Consider the following 20,053-nt stretch of genomic DNA (forward strand, 5'->3'; position numbering starts at 1 on the left):
CTGGGACTACCAATCCCTGTTCATCCCTCAACTTCAAACCCCACCACCCCAAACCCCCCCCAAGAACCCTCAACCAATCCCCAACCGCCCAGTACAAGCAGGCCAAGCCCCCCACCCCTGCCTCGCCCGAGTCACCTCAGCGATAGCAATCTGCTCCTCCCGACTAGCAAGATCAGCCCGAGGCGCATACTTCAACCCACCCTGCCGTTCCCAAGTGCTCTGATCGAACTGAATCCCACCGTAATAACCATTGCCCGTATTGATAGCCCAGTTCCCCGTCGACTCACACTTGGCCAACGCGTCCCACACAGCACCGTCACGCACCGGCGGCACCTCGGTCCCCGGCTTCGCACCCTTACGAATCGTCTTGTTCTGCGCCGGGACGAGCACATTCGAATGCACCTGCAGCCGCCCCGCTTCGACCCCGTTCACCATTTTCACCTCGAACGTCGCCTGGTGCAGACCGGGCATCCCCGGGTTCTCCACCACCGTGCGGCTCATGTTCATGGTCACGTCATCGATCACCGTTTCGATGGGATCGAGCGGCAGGGTCTCGGTGCGCTGTTCGGTGTGCTGGCGGGTGACCACCACCTGCATGCCCTCGGTGAGCGGCGTCGTGGCGGCGGGCTGGGTGAAGTCCTCGTCCTTCAACGGAACGCCCGCGGCCGTGAGGAATTCGGCGACGGTCGCGGCGGCGAGGCGCACGTCGACCGGGGCGGCGCCACCGTCGACCAGCGAGATGTTGCGCGGGGTGTACACGCTCAGCGCCGCACCGGCCAGCGGCAGCTTCTCGGTGCGCGAGGGCGATACGTGGGTGTCGGAGGGGATCTGCATCGACGCGAGCGCGTCGCCCGCGGTGGTGCCGGTGGTCCACACCTTGCGCTCGACGCCGTCGACGGTGACCGTGATCTCGCGGCCACGGTTGAAGGTGATGGTGGCGCCGTCGCCGACCTTGGCGCTCGCGGCCGGGATCACCTCGTCGTGTTCGGCGATCTCGTAGCCCGCGTCGGCCAGGATGGCGCGCACGTCGCGTGCCATCGTCGAGTGCTCGATCCGTTCGCCGTCGATGACGATCGCGACCGTTTTGTGGTTCACGATGGCCAGCGAGGCGCCGATGAGCAGGATCAGCAGCATGGCCGCCACCGCTGCGAACAGCAGGGGTGACCGTGACGAGTTGATCCGCGCGAAAGCTGACATGATTACAGGACGATAACGACGAGGTGCGCGCCAGACAACACCAAGACGCCCGAACAGCGGGATCGCAGATCACGATTCCATATAGACAGCGCTGGTAGATAACAACGTGAGGGGCCGAATGTGAGCCGACTCACGTTTAATGTCGAGCCCCCTGTCGAACAGACGAATCGGACTACCGAATCCGATACAGCCTGCGCGCGTTGGCGGTGGTGATCTCGGCCAGCGTCCGCGGGTCCTGTTCCCTGGCTTCGGCGAGCGCGCGGACGGTGTAGGGCAGGCAGTACGACTCGTTCGGCGCACCGCGATACGGATGCGGCGTCAGATACGGAGCGTCGGTTTCCACCAGGATCTGATCGTCGGGCACCAACTTGGCGGCCTCCCGTAGTTCGTGCGCGTTCTTGAAACTCACGGTGCCGGAGAAACTCAGCACGTATCCCTGCGCCACACACGCGTCGGCCATCGTGGCGTCCGAGGAGAAGCAGTGGAAGATCACCGTGTCCGGTGCGCCCTCGTCGAGCAGCACCGTCAGCAGGTCGTGGTCGGCTTCGCGGTTGTGGATCATCAGGGGTTTGCGCACGCGTTTGGCCAGGTCGATGTGCCAGCGGAAACCCTCGATCTGGGTTTCGATATCGGCGCAGCCGTCGAGCTTGCCCGGCCAGTAGTAGTCCAGGCCCGTCTCGCCGACCGCCACCACGCGCGGGTCGGCGGCGAGGTGCTCGAGTTCGGCCTTGGCCTTGTCGTCCAAGGCGTTGGCGCGGGTGGGATGCAACGCGACGGCGGCGTACACCCGCGGATCCCAGTGCGCCGCCTCGACGGCCCACTGCGCGGCGGCCAGATCGTCGGCGACAGTCACCACGTGCCCGACACCGGCCGAGGCCGCCCGGTCCACGATGGCCGTGGTCGACGCGGCATCGGTCGCGCCACAGGCATCGAGGTGCGTATGCGCGTCGATCAGGGGCGCGAGCGGCGTCGGAACTGGCGGAGCCGGACGATTCGTGTTTGGCACCCGGATTAGAGTAGTGCCATCATGAGCGCAACCGAAGGCGCCGAGGCGCCCGCCTTCTACGTCACAACGGCCATCGCGTACCCGAACGGTGCGCCGCATATGGGCCACGCGTACGAGTACATCTCCACCGACGCGATCGCCCGCTTCAAGCGACTCGACGGTTACGACGTGTTCTTCATGACCGGCACCGACGAGCACGGTCAGAAGATGCAGCAGACCGCGGTCACCGAGGGTATCCCGGTGCAGGAACTCGCGGCCCGCAACTCCGATGTGTTCGAGGCGATGGACAAGGCGCTCGACATCTCGTTCGACCGCTTCATCCGCACCACCGACGAGGACCACCAGGCCGCCTGTGTGGCCATCTGGGAGCGGATGCTCGCCAACGGCGATATCTACCTCGGTAACTACTCCGGCTGGTACTCGGTGCGCGACGAGGCCTTCTACAACGAGGACGAAACCACCCTCCTCGCCGACGGCACCCGCGAGTCCACCGAGACCAACACCCCGGTCACCTGGACCGAGGAGTCGAATTACTTCTTCCGGCTCTCGCAGTACCAGGACAAGCTGCTGGCCCTCTACGACGAGCGCCCCGAGTTCATCGCGCCCTCGACCCGGCGCAACGAGATCGTCAGCTACGTCAAGGCCGGGCTGAAGGATCTGTCGATCTCGCGCACCACCTTCGACTGGGGCGTTCCGGTCCCCGGCGAGCCCGACCACGTGATGTACGTGTGGGTGGACGCGCTCACCAATTACCTGACCGGCGTCGGCTTTCCGAACGCCGATTCGGCGGCGTTCGAGAAGTTCTGGCCGGCGAACCTGCACATCATCGGCAAGGACATCACCCGGTTCCACACGGTGTATTGGCCCGCGTTCCTGATGTCGGCCGGGATCGCGCTCCCCGACCGGGTTTTCGTGCACGGGTTCTTGTACAACAAGGGCGAGAAGATGTCGAAGTCGACGGGCAATGTCGTCGACCCGCTGGCGCTGGTGTCGACCTACGGCCTCGACCAGGTGCGGTTCTTCCTGCTGCGCGAGATCTCCTACGGCCAGGACGGCAGCTACAGCAACGAGACCATCGCGGGCCGCATCAACGCCGATCTGGCCAACGAGTTCGGCAACCTGGTCCAGCGCAGCCTCACCATGGTGAACAAGAACTGCGACGCCAAGTCCCCCACGCCCGGCGAATTCACCGACGAGGACCGCGCCCTGCTCGACCGGGCGAACGGGCTGTTGGCCAAGTGCCGCACCGAGTTCGACGCCCAGCAGATGCATCTCGCCCTGGAGGCCATCTGGCTCACGCTCGGCGAGACGAACCGCTACTTCTCCGCCAATGCCCCGTGGGCGCTGCGTAAGTCGGGGACCGAAGAGGACCTGGCCCGCATGGCTACGGTCCTGTACGTCACCCTCGAGGTAGTTCGCATCGTGGCCATCCTGGTCCAACCGGTGATGCCGGGGTCCGCGGCCAAGATCCTCGACCTGCTCGCCCAGGAAGGCCGCGCCTTCGCCGATATCGCCACCGCACTGGCTCCCGGCCTCGACCTGCCCGCGCCGGAACCGATCTTCCCGCGCTATATCGAGCCGAAGGAATAGTCGAACGAGCTGTGGCGCACGGCCTTTCGCCGTGCGCCACAGGCCACGGCCGCTACTTCCAGGCAGCCAGCAGTTCGGTTGCCGCGGCGCCCAGAGCGGCCTGCAGGAACGGGCCGAAGCTGATGCGGGCGACGCCGAGGTCGGCGAAGTAGTCCTTGGCCGGGCTACCCGGTTGGCCGATCGCGTTGATCGGCAACGGCAGGTCGGCGGCGAGTCGGCGCAGGTCGGCGTCGGCGTGCTTGCCCACCGGGTAGAGAACGTCGGCACCCGCTTCGGCGGCCAGGATCAGGCGGGCGATGGCGCGGTCGACGCGGTCGGCCTCGTCGCCGTCCTGGCGCAGGAACAGGTCGGTGCGCGCGTTGACCACGACGTGCACGCCCGCCGCGTCGGCGGCTTCGCGCAGGCCGCGGACCACATCGGCGTGTTCGGCGGGCGAACGAAGGCGCTTGCCCTCGCTGTGCACCGTGTCCTCGATATTGAGGCCGACAGCGCCCGCGGCGAGGAGACCGTCGATCAGTTGCAGCGGTTCGAGGCCGTAGCCGGATTCGATGTCGACCGACACCGGGACCTCGACCGAGTCGGTGACCTGGGCGACGCGGGTGAGGAGTTCTTCGTAACTCATCCCCTCACCGTCGGCGCGCCCGATCGAGTCCGCGACCGGGTGACTGCCCATGGTCAGGGCCGAGAAACCAGCCGCCACAGCGACATTCGCCGACCACGCGTCCCAGACGGTAGGTAGCACCACCGGGTTTCCCGGATGGTGCAGTTCGAGCAGAGTCTTCGCTTTGGCATCCAGTGAAGTCATACCCGCGATGATGCCCGAGGCGGCCGACAAGAGCTACACGCAGCCGGATTTCGGCGGGCAGTTCACCTGAACATCGAGCACGCGCGCACCGGGACCCTCCGCACCGAGACGATCGTGTTCGTTGACGAGTTTGCACGAGCCGAGCGAGAGGCAACCGCAGCCGATACAGCCGGTCAGGTTGTCGCGCAGGCGCACGAGCTGGGAGATGCGATCGTCGAGATCCTCGCGCCACGTGGTCGACAGGTTCTCCCAATCGCGCCGGGTCGGGGTACGCCCCTCCGGCAGTCGGTCCAAGGCCGCGCGGATCTCGCTGAGTGGAATACCGACCCGCTGTGAGATTCGAATGAAGGCGACCCGGCGCAGGGTCTCGCGAGAGTATCGACGTTGATTACCACTGGTCCGACGGCTCGATATGAGACCTTCGCGTTCGTAGAAGTGCAACGCGGACACTGCAACTCCACTACGATCGGATAGCTGCCCGGGGGTCAGCTCCTTCGTTTGCCAATCGGCCATCGTCATCTATAGCTCCTCCCACTACCACCTAAACAATACTTCAGGTATTCGTGTCGTGTACGAAAAATCGGTGGAACGCGCGCACGAGCGGCCGACACCGACGAGCAGCGCGGCCGACCCCAGCGCGTTGCGGCTCGCAGACACGCGGTCCTCGCATTACGGTTTGCAGATGGGAACCGCCCCCGACTCGCGCCTGACCGTCACCTCCGAGGTCGGTCGGCTACGGACGGTGCTGCTGCACCGCCCCGGGCCCGAACTACGTCGACTCACCCCGAGCAACAACGACCAACTGCTTTTCGACGGCATCCCCTGGGTCGAGCGCGCGCAAGCCGAACACGACGCCTTCGCCACCGTACTGCGCGACCGCGGCGTAGAGGTGCTGTTGCTGGCCGAGTTGCTGACCGAAACCCTCAGTGCCAGTGGAGCAGCCAGGATCCAGGGCATCTCGGCGGCGGTCGACGCCCGCAGGCTCGGTCACGGCCTGGCCGACCAGCTCGCCGCCGAACTGCGCAAATTCGATCCCCCCGCGCTCGCCGACATCCTGATGGCCGGGATGACCTTCGACGAGTTGCCGTTCGGCCCAGACGCCACCTCGCTGGTGCGGCGCATGCACCACGGCGGCGATTTCGTCGTCGATCCGCTGCCGAACCTGCTGTTCACCCGCGATTCCTCGTTCTGGGTCGGCCCGAAGGTCGCGATCACCTCGCTGGCATTGCCCGCCCGCAGCCGGGAGACCTCCATCACCGATCTCGTCTACGCGTTCCACCCGCGCTTCCTCGGCGTGCGCCGGGCCTACGAGTCACACACCGCGCCGATCGAGGGCGGTGATGTGCTGCTGCTCGCCAAAGGTGTCGTGGCCGTGGGTGTCGGCGAACGGACGACGCCCGCGGGCGCGGAAGCGTTGGCGCGCAGCCTGTTCGACGACGATCTCGCGCACACCGTGCTGGTGGTGCCGATCGCGCAGAACCGGGCCACCATGCATCTGGACACCGTCTGCACGATGGTCGACACCGACGCGGTGGTGATGTACCCCGGCGTTCGGAAATCATTGGAGGCGTTCACGATCCGCCGCGAAGACGGCTTCTCCGGCCGCGGCGACCTGGAGCGCATCAGCATCGCCGGACCCGAACCGTTCCTGCCCGCCGCCGCGGCGGCGATGGGCATCCCGACGCTGCGCGTGATCGACACCGGCCGCGAGGGCCCCGACGCCGAACGCGAACAGTGGGACGACGGCAACAACACCCTCGCCCTCGCGCCCGGCGTGGTCGTGGCCTACGAACGCAACGAGATGACCAACTCGCGCCTGGCCGAGGCGGGTATCGAGGTGGTTACCATCAGCGGCTCGGAGCTGGGCTCCGGTCGCGGCGGTCCCCGCTGTATGTCCTGTCCGCTGTCCCGAGACGAGGTGTGAGCATCGTGTTCCACGTCGAGCTGTCCGCCGATTCCACCCAGCCGCCCTACGAGCAGCTGCGTATGGCCGTGATCGAACAGGTCCGCGCGGGCACGCTCACGGCGGGCACCAAGATCCCCACGGTCCGCGCGCTGGCCGCCGAACTCGGCATCGCCCCCAACACCGTCGCCCGCGCCTATCGTGAACTGGAAGCCGACGGCGTGCTCGAAACCCGTGGCCGCCAAGGCTCTTTCATCGCGTCCTCGGGCGACCCCACCCGCGACATCGCCGGCCGCGCCGCCGTCGACTACGTGACAACGATCCGACGACTCGGCCTCGACGACGCCGACGCGATCGCATTCGTCCACCGCGCCATGGACTGACTACTCCGCGCTACCGCCAGCTGGGCAGCCAGAGATGGTCCTGCCAGTTCTGCGGCGTGATCGCCTGACCTGTGAGGATCGGCCACAGCCAGACGAAGTTCGCGATCACCACGCCGAGATAGATGCTCACGATCAACAAACCGAGCGCGTATCGCTCGTTCACCGGGGCGGGCAGATAGGTGCCCGTCGGACTTCGCGGTATGCCTGCGGGTCTCGCCGATCCGAGGATGTCGCCCAGCGCCAGCGCCATCCCCATCGCCAGGAACGGGGCGAGCACCACCGCGTAAAAGAAGTACATCTGCCGGTCCAGCGTCAGGAACCACGGCAGTAGCCCGGCGCCGTACCCCACCAGGACCGCCGCGTAGCGCCAGTCGCGGCGCACCACCGAACGCCACACCATCCAGCCGATCAGCGGCAACGCCAGCCACCACAGTGCGGGCGTGCCGACGGCCATCACGGCCTTGACGCACTGCGCTTCGCCGCAACCGGTGACGGTGCCGTCGGCGTAGTAGTAGAGCATCGGGCGCAAACCCATCGGCCAGGTCCACGGCTTGGATTCCCAGGGATGGTGGTTGCCCGCCGAATTGGTGAGCCCGGAATGGAAATCGAGGGTCTCGCCCTGGTAGTACCAGAGCGAGCGCAGCGCGTCGGGCAGGAAGGAGAACGGGCCACCGCTGCCGACCTGATTGCCCACCGCGTACCGGAACACCCCGTTCTCGCTGGCGAACCACGCCCAGTACGAGGACAGATACACGACCAGCGGAATCACCACCAGCGCGTACAGCGCGGGGCCCGCATCACGCACTAGCGCGCCCAGCCACGGCTTGCGCACCCCGTACGCACGGCGCGCGCTCACGTCGAAGGCCACGCTGAGCAGGCCGAAGAACATGATGTAGTAGACGCCGGACCACTTGGTGCCGCACGCCAGCCCGAGCAGCACGCCCGCGCCGAACCGCCACCAGCGCACGCCGAGCCGCGGACCCAGGACCGAGACACCGACCCGTCCGGCCAGATCCGCGCGAGCCATGCGCTCGCGCACGTCGTCGCGGTCGACTATCAGACAGCCGAACGCCGCGGTCACCAGCAACGACATGAAGATGTCGAGCATGCCGATCCGCGAGGAGACGAAGGTCAGGCTCTCGGCGATGAGCAGCACCCCAGCGAACGCGCCGATCAGCGTCGAGCGGGCCATCCGGCGCACGATCCGCACCACGAGCAGCACCAGGATCGTGCCCGCCAGCGCCGCGGTGCCACGCCAGCCCCACGCGTTGTAGCCGAAGATCGCCTCGCTGATGGCGATGAACTGTTTACCGACCGGTGGGTGCACGACCAGGCCGTAGGCGGGGTTGTCCTCCACCCCGCCGCCGGTGACCATCTGCCAGGCCTGTGGCGCGTAATGCTTCTCGTCGAAGACGGGAGTGCGCGCGTCGGTCGGGTAATTCAGGTTCACGAACCTGGTCAGCGCGGCGATGACGGTGAGCACCCCGGTGACCAGCCAGCCGCGCGCGGTGTCGAGCGGGCCGAAATCCGGGGCCGGCCGCAGCGGCGCGGGACCGACCGCCGCCGACGCGGGGCGCGACGGGGGCATCACGCGCTCATCGGTCACCGGGATCACGCCCCGATCGTAGGCGGTACCGCCCACGAAGTCCGACCCGACACTTGTGCCCCCTCGTTTCCCCACCTACGCGCCCTCGGGCGTGGCTCCCCCGCCTGACAGAATGACCGGGCGCCATCTACTCACGCGGCTCGCGGGCGCCCGGCCGCATCGCTGCCCGCACTCGATCGCCCGCGGGGAGAACTTACCGGAGAGGTCGGACAACACAGTGTTGGTCTTAGCGGCAACCCCCATGGGCGACATCGGCGACGCGTCGCAGCGACTGCGCGACGCGCTCGGTTCGGCCGACGTGGTAGCCGCCGAGGACACCCGCCGCACGAGATCGCTCGCGAAGGCGCTCGGTGTCGAGATCACCGGCCGCGTCGTGAGTTTCTACGACCATGTGGAAACCGCGCGCATCCCCGCCCTGCTCGACGACATCGCGAGCGGCCTGACGGTCCTGCTGGTCACCGACGCGGGCATGCCGTCGGTGAGCGATCCCGGCTATCGGCTGGTCGCCGCCGCCGTCGAACGCGACCTCCCGGTTACCTGCCTGCCCGGCCCCTCGGCGGTCACCACCGCGCTGGCCCTGTCCGGCCTCCCGGTGGAACGCTTCTGTTTCGACGGCTTCGCTCCGCGCAAGGGTGGTCAGCGCCGAGAGTGGTTGCGCACCTTGACCTCCGAGCAGCGCGCGGTCGTCTTCTTCGAGGCGCCCCACCGGCTGGCCGACTGCATGGCCGACGCGGTCGCGGTGCTCGGGCCCGACCGTCGCGCCGCCATCTGCCGCGAGCTCACCAAGACCTACGAGGAAGTCGTGCGCGGCACTCTCGGCGAACTGGCCGCCTGGTCCGTCAAGGGCGCGCGTGGCGAGATCACCGTGGTTCTCGAAGGCTCCCAACCGGTGTCGGCCGAGCCCGCCGAATTGGTCGACGAGGTGGAGACATTGGTGGCGGGCGGCATGCGGCTCAAGGACGCCTGCGCCGAGGTTTCGGCGGGCCGGGGCGCGTCCCGCCGCGAGCTCTACGACGCCGTGCTCGCGGCTCGCTCACAGAGCTGAGCCCGATCGCGGGCCGGATCAGCGACCGAGCACCGCGAGCATCCCCGCGACCGCGCGCGGCCAGCCGAATTGTTCGGCGCGTGAACGGGCGGCCAGCCGGCGCCCCGAGGTCGGCATCGCCAGTACGTCGGTGACGGCTCGCGCGAACGCGCGGGGGCGATCGGCGGCGATGGCCCCGCATTCGGCGGTGACGATATCGGCGAGGGCGGAGGAGCGGCTGGCCACGACCGGAGTGCCCGCGGCCAAGGCCTCGAGGGCAGCGAGACCGAAGGTCTCGTGCGGACCGGGCGCCAGTGAGACATCGGCGGTGGCAAGGAGTTTCGCCACCATCGCGCGGTCGTTGATGAAGCCGGTGAAATGGACCGCCGGTTCGCCACCGGGCAGCGCGGGCATGGCGCGGGCGCGGCGTTCCAGCGACTCGCGGCGCGGTCCGTCGCCCGCGACGACCAGCCGGGCCGGGACCCCGGCGCGATGCAGGGCGCCGACCGCCTCGATACTGCGGTCGACGCGCTTCTCCACCGACAGCCGCCCGCAGTGCACCAGCAGCGGATGCCCGGCCACACCGAGATCGGCGCGCAGGCCGCTGTCGCGACGGCGTGGGCTGAACAGATCGAGGTCGACCCCCAGCGGTACCAGTTCCACGTTCGGCGCGCCGATCCGCAGGAATTCCTCGCGCGCGAACGCGGTGGTGCACACGACCATGTCGTAATCGGCGGCGGTGCGCCGGTTGGCCACGTCGGCGCAGCGCCGCGCGACGGGTCCCGGCAGGAACTGACCGAGCAGCCGGTCGAGGCGCTCGTGCGAGATCATCACGCTCGCCACCCCGCGCCGCCCCGCCCACCGGCCGAAACCGCGCAGCGTGAGCCGGTCCGACACCTCGAGCACATCCGGCGACAACCCGGACAGTACATCGGCCACCCGCCGCGGATCAGCCGCGCGATAACCACCGGTCCAGGGAATTCCCAACGCGGGCAAAGTGATTCGCAGCGCACCCGTGGGGAGAACCTCCTCGGAGCGCCGCGCCCCCGGCACGATCAGCACCACTTCGTGCCCGGCCGCCACATAGCCCTCACCGAGGTGGTGCAGGGCGGTGCGCAACCCACCCGATCGCGGGCCGTAGAAATTGGCGAGCTGCACAATGCGCACACGCCGATCGTCGCGCCGCGCGGGTTACCCACGGGTCCCGCCCGAGGAACAGCAGGTGAACAGCATCGAAAGATGCGGCTCAGCGGTCCACCGGCGAACCGTCACCGGCCGACCACACCCGCAGCAGCCCGTGCCCCGTACTCATGGCCACCAGTTCGGCCTGCGCGGTGACCCACCCACTCGCCGCGAACCGTACCCGCAGCGTCAGCCGCCGGCCGGTGCCAGGCGTACGGGCCAGGTCGTGACAGGCGGCCCGCAACGCGGCGAGATCATCGGGATCGACGCTGGGTCGCTCCACCAGCCAGCGATCCAGCGGCGGCAGCGGCGGACCCGCCCATTCGTAGATCAGGGCGCTGGTCAGCTCGATGATGCCGACGCCGACCCCGCTGCGCTGGGAGACGGCGCGCAACATGGCCGCGTCGGGATCGGTGGCGGGCACGGCTGTGTCGAGCTCGGGAATCGCGTGCATCAGCGCGCTGATCCGTCGTCGCGCCGGCACCGCCCTGGTGATCATCTGGAAGTGGCGGACCTCGTCGTCGTCGCCCGCCATGTCGACCTCGCCCTGCCACTGGCCGCCGTCGTCGAGGCGCGCGACCATCGCGAAGTAGTCGATCCGCCCGTCGAAACGCGTCATCCGGCCGAACGCCTCCGGCGGCGTGCGGATCACCCGTACGTGCTCGGGGGCCCTGGCGAAGACGAGTTCCTCCAGCCCCGGGCCGTGATGGGCGAGCTCGGTGTCGGCATCCCAGTCCCAGGCCGCGACCCGGCGCGGTGGCGGAATCGGAGCATCGACAGCCCCGACCCACAGCCGCACTCCGTGGATGCCTGCGTACGCGCACGGCACCGGCTCGGTCACGACCAGCGTGTCCGCCTCGACCGTTCGCTGGGCTCGCCCGTCCGCGTGGCAACGCCGCACAGCCTCGGTCGCGATCCGCGCGCGAGACGGGCCGAGCACGCGGCGCAGCGAGCCGAGCCCGGACCAGTGCCGCGGGTGCGCGCCCGCGGCGACCACCGTCGGTTCACCACCGCAGCGCAGAGTCTCCACGAGCAGCCAATCGTCGGACGGCATCGCCGCGATTCAGCTCGACGCCACGCCCCGGCCCGCGCGCGGCAGGTCGAGGTCGAGCGGGATACGTCCTTCGCGCAGATGCGCCTCGACGGCCTCGCCCGGCATCGGTCTGGCGATGAGGAACCCCTGCGCGCGGTAGCAGCCGAGACCGACCAGCGTTCTGGCCGCCATCGGCGTCTCGACGCCCTCGCCCACCACGCCGAGGCCGAACGACCCGGCCAGCCCGATGATCGACTTCACGATCGCCAGGTCGTCGTCGCTGTCACCGAGCCGCTGCACGAAACCACGGTCGATCTTCACGGCGTCGACGGGCAGCGCCTTGAGGTGCGACAGCGAGCTGTAGCCGGTGCCGAAATCGTCGATGGCGATCTGCACGCCCATCCGCTTGAGGCCGCGCAGGGTGAGCCTGGTTCGCACCAGGTCCTGCACGACGACATGCTCGGTGATCTCCAGACAGACCGAACTACCGTCGATGCCGTACAGGCGCAGAATGTCCTCGATGCGCTCGACGAAGTCGGCGCTCACCAGCTGGACCGGCGACACATTGATCCGGATCACCACATTGGCGGCCAGCCCGCGGCGGCGCCAGTCGGCGAATTGCGAACAGGCCGAACGGATTACCCACCGGCCGAGCTCACCGGCCAGGTTGGTGGCCTCGGCGACGGCGACGAACGCGCCGGGCGGCAGGAGCCCCCGCGTGGGGTGCTGCCAGCGCACCAGCGCTTCCAGCGCCACGATGCGACCGGTGCGCAGGTCGACCTCGGGTTGATAGTGCAGCACCATCGACCCATCGGACACCGCGGTGCGCAGGTTGACCTCGACGTCGTCCTGTAGCTCGAACTGGACCCGCATGGCATCGGTGAACACCGCGATGCCGTTGCCGCCGCCGGACTTCGCCGAGAGCAACGCGTGGTCGGCACGGCGCAGCACGTCCGATACCGTCGTCTCGCCGGGCACGCCGAGCGCCACGCCGACGCTGACCCCGCGGCTCACCGACTCCTGCCCGACCGAGACCCGGCGCCCGACCAGTTCCTGAATCCGGTTCGCCTCCAGTTCGGCGGCCACCGCGTCCATCGTCTCGGCGGGCACGATGACGAACTCGTCGCCGCCGAGGCGAGCGATCATGTCCTCGGGTGCGAAGTTCTTGCGCAACCTGGCCGCGAGCGTGCGGATGAAATTGTCGCCCGCGTTGTGACCGAGGAAGTCGTTGAGCGCTTTGAGGCGATCGAGATCGAGGAAGAAGGTCGCGACCGGACCCGCGTTGCCCGGCGCGAGCCGTTCCTCCATGTGCTCGAGCAGCGCGCGCCGATTCGCCAGGCCGGTGAGATCGTCGTGCGAGGCGATGTAGCGCAGCCGGTCCTCGGCCTCCACCCTGGCCTGTAGCTGCGCGAACAATGCCGCGATCGCCTTGAGCACATTGACCTCGCGGGTCGTCCAGGCCCGGTCGCCACGCCGGACGAAGCCGAGCGCGCCGGTGGACACCCCGCGCGAGATCAGAGGGACGCACGCGGTCACCATCGAGGGCATGCCGGTGGACTGCCGGATCATCTCCTGATAGTCGGGGTACTCGTCGCCGCGACTGACGATGATCGGCTCGACGGCGTTCTCGCTGGCCAGGAACAGCGAATCGGCCTCGGCGAAGTCGATGACGCGGAGGGGGTCGGGATCGGGCACGTACGGCCGAGGCGGCCACTCGGCGATCAGCACTGTCTGGCGCTGCTCGCGCTCGGTGTGGCGCAGATAGGCGAACTCCACGTCGAAGTAGTCCACCAGGCTCGCGAGCACGCGTTCACTGGCCGCGACCATGGTCGTGGCGTCGACACCCATCAACTCCGAGGCGACCTGCGTCACCAACGAGTCGAGGTTTCGCCGAGGCACCGTTTCTCCGATCGTGCTATCTGTCAGTTCCCTGAACCGAGTACCGGGAGCCTGGCGCTCCGTACTGTCGGGGCGGGCGCGTAGCTCAGTCGCAATACTGCCGTGACCGTCTCGTGCCCGGGAATTCCCATCAGTGCGGAGAACCGTTTGTGGATCGAGGCCAGTGTATCCGTGAATCCTGCGGATACGTTGCGCAAATCGTTGTCGTCACGGACGTAGAGGAAAACCGGGGACATCGGCTGGACCGCGAGGCCCAGCTTCTGCGCGGCAATCCACACGCGCTCGACGGCGGAACCGCCGCGCACATAATCGGTGAGATCGGCGTCGGCTCCGGCCGGGCAGGTGACCGCGATCAGCGCGGAACTGGACGAAATCCGCTGGTGCGCGTAGTCGCCCAGCGCCGCACCGCCGGACCAGTCCCGGAGATGGGCCATCACATCGGCGCGCCCACCGATGGCCAGTTTGGCGTACTCGTCGGAGGCCAGCTCCATGGTCCGCAGGTCGAGACCGGTCCGCACATCGTCAGCGGGCCAGCGCAATTCACCGAACATCTCGGCGTGTAGCCGGGGGGTCAGGTACCGGATGCGGTCGGATTCGGCAAGCAGACCCGCGACCTCGCCGAGTCCGGCGCGATCGGTGACCCCACGCACGAACGCGCCTTCCGCGGCAGCCGAAACGGCCAGTGTGTCGAGCACTTCCGGGGCGAGCGGGCGGCCGTCGCCGAGGTGCCGGTTGGTGGCGCGAGTGAGCATTCCCGGGTAATCGGCGGCCAGTTCCGGGTCGGCGAGCGTACCGAAGCGCAGGAAGGCCGACACGGGAGCCGTACCGCCGAGCACGATCTCGTGCGTCCCCAGCAAACCCTGAGCTGCCGCGGCGACGCGGGCGTTGTAGAGGGCGGCGCCGAGGGCCACCGCACTGCCACGGAACCCGATATCCATCCCGGAAGTGCGTGCGGGGTCGACGGCGAGGTGCACGGCGGAATCACCGACGCGCACCACCCACGGTTGCGCGTTGCCGCCCGACGGCGCGCGTTCGATGCCGTGCAGGACCCGTGCGAGCGCTGTACGCGGCTCGTCGTACTCGTCGAGTGGTGCGGTGTCGGCCGCGAATCTCCGGTCATCTCGATCCGGCTCGCCGAGGCCGTCGAGTTCACGCTCGAGATCGATCCGGATTCGACCGGACGGCAGCGCGTGACCGAGCCCGATCCGGCGCACCGCCGTGGCGATGGTGGCCGCGCCGAGTCCGACATCGCTGCCGAGCTGGGGCCACGTGGTGACCGTCTCGTCGATCTCGGTCAGGCTGGCGGCGAGCCGGGACGAGAGCTGTTCCGGATCGAGGATCCGCATCACGTGCGGGGCCTTGTCCCGGTTGGACAATCCGCGGAGGTCGGCTCGCGTCGTCTCGCCGAGTAGTCCGTGGAACGGCGGCCGATCCGGATCGAGATCGAATCGCTCGACATCGAACAGACCTCGATCGTTGGTCTCCATCAGCACCGGGATGCGGTGGCGCCGTGCCGCCTCGCGGGCGGCGAGCTTCACATCGAGGGAATCGCAGACCTCGACCACCACCGACAGCCCGGTCAGGAATTCGTCCATCGTGGACTCGTCGACACCCGCCGGGTAGATCTCGACGGGCAGGTACGGGTCCAGTTCGGCGATCCGACGGCCGGTGACGACGCATTTGTTGAGCCCGATGTCGAACAGCCCACCCGGTATTCGATTCAGATTCGACAGTTCGACGGTATCGAAGTCGGCGATCCGCAGCAGCCCGCAGGCACCCTCCAGCGCCGCGATGTAGGCGATCTCGTGCCCCGCGCTCTGCCCGATGACGCCCACCGACTGTTCACTCAGCTGCCGCTGCTCGGCGATGGTCAGCTTGTTGCGGTTGCGGTCGTGCCGAATAGCCCGGAACGCGGTAGCGCCCACGATGGCGACCAGCGCGGACCGCCACGGGTAGTACACCCAGCGGTCATCGGCCGGGTCCGCCTCGGGCGCGGCCTTGAGCCGGGCCAGCTCCGTTCGCATCCCCGGACGCAGATCGCTCACCGAGATACCGGGAAGCCCCCGCAGGCGCGCCAGCTCGGCCGCGTCGGCGGGAATCGCGTCGTCGAGCACCGACGCTCGAAAGATGTCGGCGGGGGCGAGATCCTGCCTCATGTGCTCCGAGCTTCTAACAGTTGCGCGCGCTCGACCGCGATCAGGTCGCGCTGCGTGCGGGTCGCCGCCGAGAGATCGGCCAGATCCCACCACACCGGCACCGTGGTGTAGCGCTCGTCCGGGTAGGAGACGGCGGGAATGCCGGGATCGGGTCGCGCCCCGCTCGATCGATAGGAGTCGAGCTGGTGCAGCGGGCTCACGCCGAAGCCGTAACGCACGCCGAGCAGCCAGGTGACGTGCACGACGCCACGGGCGACCAACGCGCCGAGTTCCGGCCTGCGCGGGTCCGATCGGATCGACCATCCGCCCTTGGACTCGGCGACGCCGAGCGGCACCTTGGCCTCGACGGAGGACCGCAACGCGGCCTCACCGGGGGTGCCGAGCCACGGTTGGAACCCCGCGATCTCGTCGGCCGTCGCGTGTGGTCCGTGCGCGCGCAGGCCGGCCACCACCGAACCATCGGGGTCGATCGCGACGAGGAACAGCGAGGTCGAACGGCCGTCGGCGAGCAACTTCACGTCGATCGCGCCCTGAACTCCGTAGTGCCGGTAACCATTCAGCGCACCCTCGAGATACTGGTTCCACAGCGCCGGATCTTCGCCCGGCGAACAGACGCGGACATGACATCCGGAACTGCTGTCGAGGTACCGCAACCCGCCCGCATTCGCACCGACCGCCCGGTTATCCGGGCCGGTGTGAGCCGACACCCTCATACAACTCCGTACCTACACCCACGTCGGTTTGCCCGACCAGCCAAAGTTTGCCTACGCAGTATCCGTCATTCCGACGGTTTGCACCATACGAGTGGCTAATTTTCCGGAAACCTTCTGAGCCAGTTGAAATAACCCCAGGTCAGAGTGGGTGAATACCCGAAGGTCGATGGAGTCGAGACCGATCGGTTCGAATTCGGCTAACTTTTAGCTATCGACCGTGATCGACACGAACAGTTCCACCGTGTCGGGGCCGTGCCACACCTCGATCTCCTCGCGGTAGGCGCGGGAGATCTCGGCCGACGCCGTCGCGTCGTCGACCTGGGCCCAGACGTCTTCCACCGGGTCGTGATAGTCGCCGTTGGGGGCGAAACGGGCGTAGATGCCCCTCGGGACACGCAGCATGAGATCGCCGACCGGGACGTCGTCCGGGGACACGTATTCACGGGCGACCAGCGCGTTCCAGTTGCCCGCCGGATCGGGAACGTAGACCGTGTGCAGCGGTTCGCCGCCGTCGGGGCGGTCGCGCAACCGGTCCTTGAGGAACTCGATCAGATCGCTGTTGCTCACCTTGAAGCTCGGGTGCACCTTCGGCACCGCCAGGCCGCCGTACAGGGCCGCGCCACGAACCACGATCGAATAGGTCATCGCGGATCGACCGCCAGGTACAGATCGATCTTGTAAGCGTGCGGATAGCACTCGAAATCACCGGTGAAGGTGCGCCTGATCTGGTTGTGTTCCTCGGCGTAGGCGATCTGGGTCCACAGATCCGTCATCACCCGCGGGAAGTTACCGACCGAGGAGAAGCGCGCGTAGGTGCCGCGCGGCAGTCGAGCCGCCAGATGCCCACGGGTGACCTGTTCGAGCGAATCGCACTGATACCCCACGATCTGGGTGTTGTAGGTGCTCAGCTCGCCGGTGTAATCGGTGTAGGCGCTGGCCAACGGCCCGCCCAGATCCTGATGCAGAACCGCCGACCATGCCGCTTCGAGGTCACGGTCGCGGAGCTCACCGAGTGCGCGTTTGGGACTACGAACCGGAAGACCGGCCACCCAGGTCTCGTCCCGCTCGACGATTTCGAACTGCAATTGACGACTCTCTCGAAGGGTCCTGCTCGGGTTGCGCAATGCTATCAAACCCCACCCTAACCATATCTGAGCTGGACAAACGTCCACCACGTCGGAGTGGACACCCGGAGGTCTTGTCCGATTCACCTGCATGCCCTAGGCTCCCGCGCTCGTGTGGGTACGCGCGGAGCTCGAACCGCGAAAACAAGTGATGCGGTGGGCCGGGATCGTCATCGTCGCGGTCCTGATCGGGTATCTCGCGGTGCTGCTGGGAGATACGCGGCACTTCTATACCGACGACACCGAGGCGCAATACGTGCCGATGTGGCAGCTGCTCGGTACCGAATTGCGGGCGGGGCGGTTCCCGGCGATGGTGCCGTGGGAGTGGATGGCCGGCAACTACAGCCTCGAGGAAGCCGGGCTCTACAACCCCGCGCAGTTGCTGGTCTACCTGCTGGCACCCTCGTTCGACAACCTCGCGTTGTACGCCACCGCGGTGAAGTTCGTGTTCTCGACGATCGCCGCGCTCGGCGTGTTCCGTATCTGCCTGGCCTACGGCGCCCGCGCGCCGTGGGCCGCGGTCGCCGGCGTGGCGTTTCCGTTCAGCGGGTGGTTCCTGTTCTTCGACGAGGCCAGCTGGTTCACCTCGCAGACCGGCACCGCCTGGCTGGTGCAGGCCTGGGCATCCGCCGTCCTCTACGCGCGAGGGCGCACCGGGCCGATTCCACTGTTCGTGTTCCTCTACCTCGCACTCAGCGTCCAATACGCCTTTCCCGCAGTCGAATCCGGCTTGATGATCGCCGCCGTGGCGACGGGGGAATACCTGCATCAGCGCCAGTGGGCGCCGGTCCTGCGGCTACTCACCGCGTCCGGGCTCGCGGTGCTCGCGTCGATGATCGCCAACCTGCCGGTCCTGCTGTCCTCCCAGGCCACCTGGCGCGGCGACGTCTCCACCATCCACAACGACCCGTTCCTGACCGTGCCGTGGTCGGAATCGCTCAACGCGAGCCTGCCGAGCACGGTGCCCGCGTTCACCGCGTGGTGGGGGCACGTGCAGCCGCTGCCGATGGTCTACATCGCGTGGTTCGTGATTCCCGCGCTCGCGTTCATCGACTGGAAGGCCGCGGCCCGTCATGCCGCCTCGTGGAGCGGCATCGCGCTGTTCGCGGTGGCGACCCTGATGTGGACGGCGGGGCCGGGCGCGATCGGTCCGCTACGGTGGCCCGCCCGCGTGTTGCCGATGCTCGCGATCGCACTGCTGGTGCTGGTGTGCGTGCTGATCAGTCACTACGGGGATTTCGCGTCGTCGCGGCGGCGGTACGCGGCGGCGGGCGCGCTGATCGCGTTGCTGTTCGTCCGATCGTTCTCCGCCGCACCGAAACTCGTCGAACGCCATGCCCTCGCCGTGTTCGTGGTGGTCGGACTCGGGGCCGGGGTGGTGTGGCTGGCGCGCACACGCGGCACGGCCGCCGCGGCGGTGCTCACCATCATCGCGACCTTCCCGATCGCGTTCGTCCAGGTGGCGTCCGCGCCGCGCACCCCGCTGTCGTACGGATTCGCCGAACACCGCTCCGACATGACCGCCGCGTTCCCCGATTTCGGCGGCCGCACACTGCAATTGGCGGACCGGATCCTGGTGCGCGACGAAGAACGAACGCTCGCGGACACCTACGGCTCCCTCGCGCTGGGCAGCTACGCCAAGAACCTGGGCCTGCAGTACGTGAACGGATACACGCCCGTCGGGCACGCCGCCTTCGCCGGGTTATTGTGCATGGCGTGGGACGGCGGCACCTGCCCCGACGCGTACAGACGAGTCTTCGCCGTCGAACCTTCGACCGACACCCCGATCGTGGATCTGATGCGTTTGGATCGCATCGTTCTGCAACGCAGTCAGTATCCCCAGGCGGGAGACGAACCCGCCCCCGCGGGATGGAAGTTCGTCCACTACCCCGGTCACGAACACCAGATCTGGGTACTGGAGCGGGTCAACCCGCTGCCCTCCCCCGGCGACCTGATCGCCCATGAATCAGGGGTCCACGCCACCGTCATGCCCGAAGCGGGCCTCACCAACCGCGCCACCGTCTCCTCCGGCACCGGCGGCCGGATCGTGCTGTCCCGCCTGGCCTGGCCCGGCTACACCGCCACCCTGGGCAACAGCGAAATCCCCATCCGAGCGGTCGCGGGAACCTTCGTCGCGGTAGACATTCCCCCCGGCACCCGCAACGCGACCCTGACCGTCACCTGGCGCCCACCCGGCCTCCCCATCAGCCTCACCACCGCTCTACTGGCCCTGATCGGCATCGGCGCGCTGCAGTGGTGGTACCGCCGAACCCGCCGAGCCACCACACTCCCGACTCCCGTCCCCACGAACCACGTTCTCGATGCCCGCAGCTGCCCGGTACCCCCGCATTCCGGGTCCACTCCGGGAGCACACCAATAACCGGAATCGGACAGTGACCAGGCTCACCATCGACCCTGCGATCGACTCCGAT

At 68.0% G+C, this 20,053-nt stretch carries 17 protein-coding genes; 5 read left to right on the forward strand and 12 right to left on the reverse strand.

Annotated features, from left to right (window positions below; all coding sequences use genetic code 11):
• Positions 1-69: 69 nt before the first annotated feature.
• Entirely contained in the window at positions 70-1,197 is a 1,128-nt protein-coding gene (locus tag NA12_RS12730; protein ID WP_067449547.1) for a resuscitation-promoting factor, read from the reverse strand.
• Positions 1,198-1,369: 172 nt separating this feature from the next.
• Positions 1,370-2,203 (reverse strand): TatD family hydrolase, encoded by an 834-nt coding sequence (locus NA12_RS12735; RefSeq protein ID WP_067449548.1) that lies wholly within the window; start codon positions 2,201-2,203, stop codon positions 1,370-1,372.
• A gap of 21 nt (positions 2,204-2,224) precedes the next feature.
• Here NA12_RS12735 and metG point away from each other — a divergent pair, with 21 nt between their 5' ends.
• Positions 2,225-3,793, forward strand: a complete 1,569-nt coding sequence (gene metG / locus NA12_RS12740; protein ID WP_067449549.1) for a methionine--tRNA ligase — start codon at positions 2,225-2,227, stop codon at positions 3,791-3,793.
• Positions 3,794-3,845: 52 nt separating this feature from the next.
• On the opposite strand, the gene NA12_RS12745 is transcribed toward metG, so the two are convergent.
• Positions 3,846-4,598 carry an isocitrate lyase/PEP mutase family protein gene (locus NA12_RS12745; protein ID WP_067449720.1) on the reverse strand — a complete coding sequence of 251 codons (753 nt, stop codon included), beginning with the start codon at positions 4,596-4,598 and terminating at the stop codon, positions 3,846-3,848.
• A 33-nt stretch (positions 4,599-4,631) separates the two neighbouring features.
• The gene (gene soxR / locus NA12_RS12750; protein ID WP_067449550.1) at positions 4,632-5,117 is read right to left on the reverse strand and encodes a redox-sensitive transcriptional activator SoxR; all 486 of its coding nucleotides are present in this window, start codon (positions 5,115-5,117) and stop codon (positions 4,632-4,634) included.
• A gap of 163 nt (positions 5,118-5,280) precedes the next feature.
• Here soxR and arcA point away from each other — a divergent pair, with 163 nt between their 5' ends.
• Together arcA and NA12_RS12760 are read left to right on the forward strand one after the other, a co-directional pair.
• On the forward strand, positions 5,281-6,522 hold the full coding sequence (gene arcA, locus NA12_RS12755) for an arginine deiminase (protein WP_067449721.1): 1,242 nt from the start codon (positions 5,281-5,283) through the stop codon (positions 6,520-6,522).
• Positions 6,519-6,884 (forward strand): GntR family transcriptional regulator, encoded by a 366-nt coding sequence (locus tag NA12_RS12760; RefSeq protein ID WP_371855990.1) that lies wholly within the window; start codon positions 6,519-6,521, stop codon positions 6,882-6,884. The genes arcA and NA12_RS12760 overlap by 4 nt, the downstream gene beginning before the upstream one ends.
• Positions 6,885-6,894: 10 nt before the next feature.
• On the opposite strand, the gene NA12_RS12765 is transcribed toward NA12_RS12760, so the two are convergent.
• A complete protein-coding gene (locus tag NA12_RS12765) occupies positions 6,895-8,499 on the reverse strand; it encodes a dolichyl-phosphate-mannose--protein mannosyltransferase (RefSeq protein WP_132369693.1) in 1,605 nt (534 codons plus the stop codon).
• A 103-nt stretch (positions 8,500-8,602) separates the two neighbouring features.
• On the opposite strand from NA12_RS12765, the gene rsmI reads away from it, so the two are divergent.
• On the forward strand, positions 8,603-9,535 hold the full coding sequence (rsmI, locus tag NA12_RS12770) for a 16S rRNA (cytidine(1402)-2'-O)-methyltransferase (RefSeq protein ID WP_174551080.1): 933 nt from the start codon (positions 8,603-8,605) through the stop codon (positions 9,533-9,535).
• Positions 9,536-9,553: 18 nt separating this feature from the next.
• On the opposite strand, the gene NA12_RS12775 is transcribed toward rsmI, so the two are convergent.
• The 7 genes from NA12_RS12775 to NA12_RS12805 all read right to left on the reverse strand — a co-directional run bounded on the left by NA12_RS12775 (position 9,554) and on the right by NA12_RS12805 (position 17,582).
• The gene (locus NA12_RS12775) at positions 9,554-10,681 is read right to left on the reverse strand and encodes a glycosyltransferase (RefSeq protein ID WP_067449552.1); all 1,128 of its coding nucleotides are present in this window, start codon (positions 10,679-10,681) and stop codon (positions 9,554-9,556) included.
• Positions 10,682-10,760: 79 nt separating this feature from the next.
• Positions 10,761-11,750 (reverse strand): GAF domain-containing protein, encoded by a 990-nt coding sequence (locus tag NA12_RS12780; RefSeq protein ID WP_067449553.1) that lies wholly within the window; start codon positions 11,748-11,750, stop codon positions 10,761-10,763.
• 9 nt (positions 11,751-11,759) lie between these two features.
• Positions 11,760-13,577 carry a putative bifunctional diguanylate cyclase/phosphodiesterase gene (locus tag NA12_RS12785; protein WP_067449725.1) on the reverse strand — a complete coding sequence of 606 codons (1,818 nt, stop codon included), beginning with the start codon at positions 13,575-13,577 and terminating at the stop codon, positions 11,760-11,762.
• A gap of 74 nt (positions 13,578-13,651) precedes the next feature.
• The gene (locus tag NA12_RS12790) at positions 13,652-15,784 is read right to left on the reverse strand and encodes an Rv1355c family protein (RefSeq protein WP_067449554.1); all 2,133 of its coding nucleotides are present in this window, start codon (positions 15,782-15,784) and stop codon (positions 13,652-13,654) included.
• Positions 15,781-16,497, reverse strand: coding sequence for a hypothetical protein (locus NA12_RS12795; protein WP_174551081.1), 717 nt, complete (start codon positions 16,495-16,497; stop codon positions 15,781-15,783). The genes NA12_RS12790 and NA12_RS12795 overlap by 4 nt, the downstream gene beginning before the upstream one ends.
• Before the next feature lie 204 nt (positions 16,498-16,701).
• On the reverse strand, positions 16,702-17,142 hold the full coding sequence (locus tag NA12_RS12800; protein WP_067449555.1) for an AraC family transcriptional regulator: 441 nt from the start codon (positions 17,140-17,142) through the stop codon (positions 16,702-16,704).
• On the reverse strand, positions 17,139-17,582 hold the full coding sequence (locus tag NA12_RS12805) for a GyrI-like domain-containing protein (protein WP_067449556.1): 444 nt from the start codon (positions 17,580-17,582) through the stop codon (positions 17,139-17,141). Before NA12_RS12805 ends, NA12_RS12800 begins: the two co-directional genes overlap by 4 nt.
• 190 nt (positions 17,583-17,772) lie before the next feature.
• Between NA12_RS12805 and NA12_RS12810 the strand changes: the two genes are divergently transcribed.
• Positions 17,773-20,001, forward strand: a complete 2,229-nt coding sequence (locus NA12_RS12810; protein ID WP_067449557.1) for a glycosyltransferase family protein — start codon at positions 17,773-17,775, stop codon at positions 19,999-20,001.
• Positions 20,002-20,053 lie beyond the last annotated feature (52 nt).

Source organism: Nocardia alba NBRC 108234 (genome assembly GCF_001612665.1).
GTDB classification, from domain to species: Bacteria; Actinomycetota; Actinomycetes; order Mycobacteriales; family Mycobacteriaceae; genus Nocardia; species Nocardia alba.

Bases quoted from the DNA above. Each gene is read 5' to 3' on its own strand.
- NA12_RS12730 (WP_067449547.1), bottom strand. From the start codon at position 1,197: ATGTCAGCTTTCGCGCGGATCAACTCGTCACGGTCACCCCTGCTGTTC.
- metG (WP_067449549.1), top strand. From the start codon at position 2,225: ATGAGCGCAACCGAAGGCGCCGAGGCGCCCGCCTTCTACGTCACAACG.
- NA12_RS12745 (WP_067449720.1), bottom strand. From the start codon at position 4,598: ATGACTTCACTGGATGCCAAAGCGAAGACTCTGCTCGAACTGCACCAT.
- soxR (WP_067449550.1), bottom strand. From the start codon at position 5,117: ATGACGATGGCCGATTGGCAAACGAAGGAGCTGACCCCCGGGCAGCTA.
- arcA (WP_067449721.1), top strand. From the start codon at position 5,281: ATGGGAACCGCCCCCGACTCGCGCCTGACCGTCACCTCCGAGGTCGGT.
- rsmI (WP_174551080.1), top strand. From the start codon at position 8,603: ATGACCGGGCGCCATCTACTCACGCGGCTCGCGGGCGCCCGGCCGCAT.
- NA12_RS12780 (WP_067449553.1), bottom strand. From the start codon at position 11,750: ATGCCGTCCGACGATTGGCTGCTCGTGGAGACTCTGCGCTGCGGTGGT.
- NA12_RS12785 (WP_067449725.1), bottom strand. From the start codon at position 13,577: ATGGGTGTCGACGCCACGACCATGGTCGCGGCCAGTGAACGCGTGCTC.
- NA12_RS12790 (WP_067449554.1), bottom strand. From the start codon at position 15,784: ATGAGGCAGGATCTCGCCCCCGCCGACATCTTTCGAGCGTCGGTGCTC.
- NA12_RS12795 (WP_174551081.1), bottom strand. From the start codon at position 16,497: ATGAGGGTGTCGGCTCACACCGGCCCGGATAACCGGGCGGTCGGTGCG.
- NA12_RS12800 (WP_067449555.1), bottom strand. From the start codon at position 17,142: ATGACCTATTCGATCGTGGTTCGTGGCGCGGCCCTGTACGGCGGCCTG.
- NA12_RS12810 (WP_067449557.1), top strand. From the start codon at position 17,773: ATGCGGTGGGCCGGGATCGTCATCGTCGCGGTCCTGATCGGGTATCTC.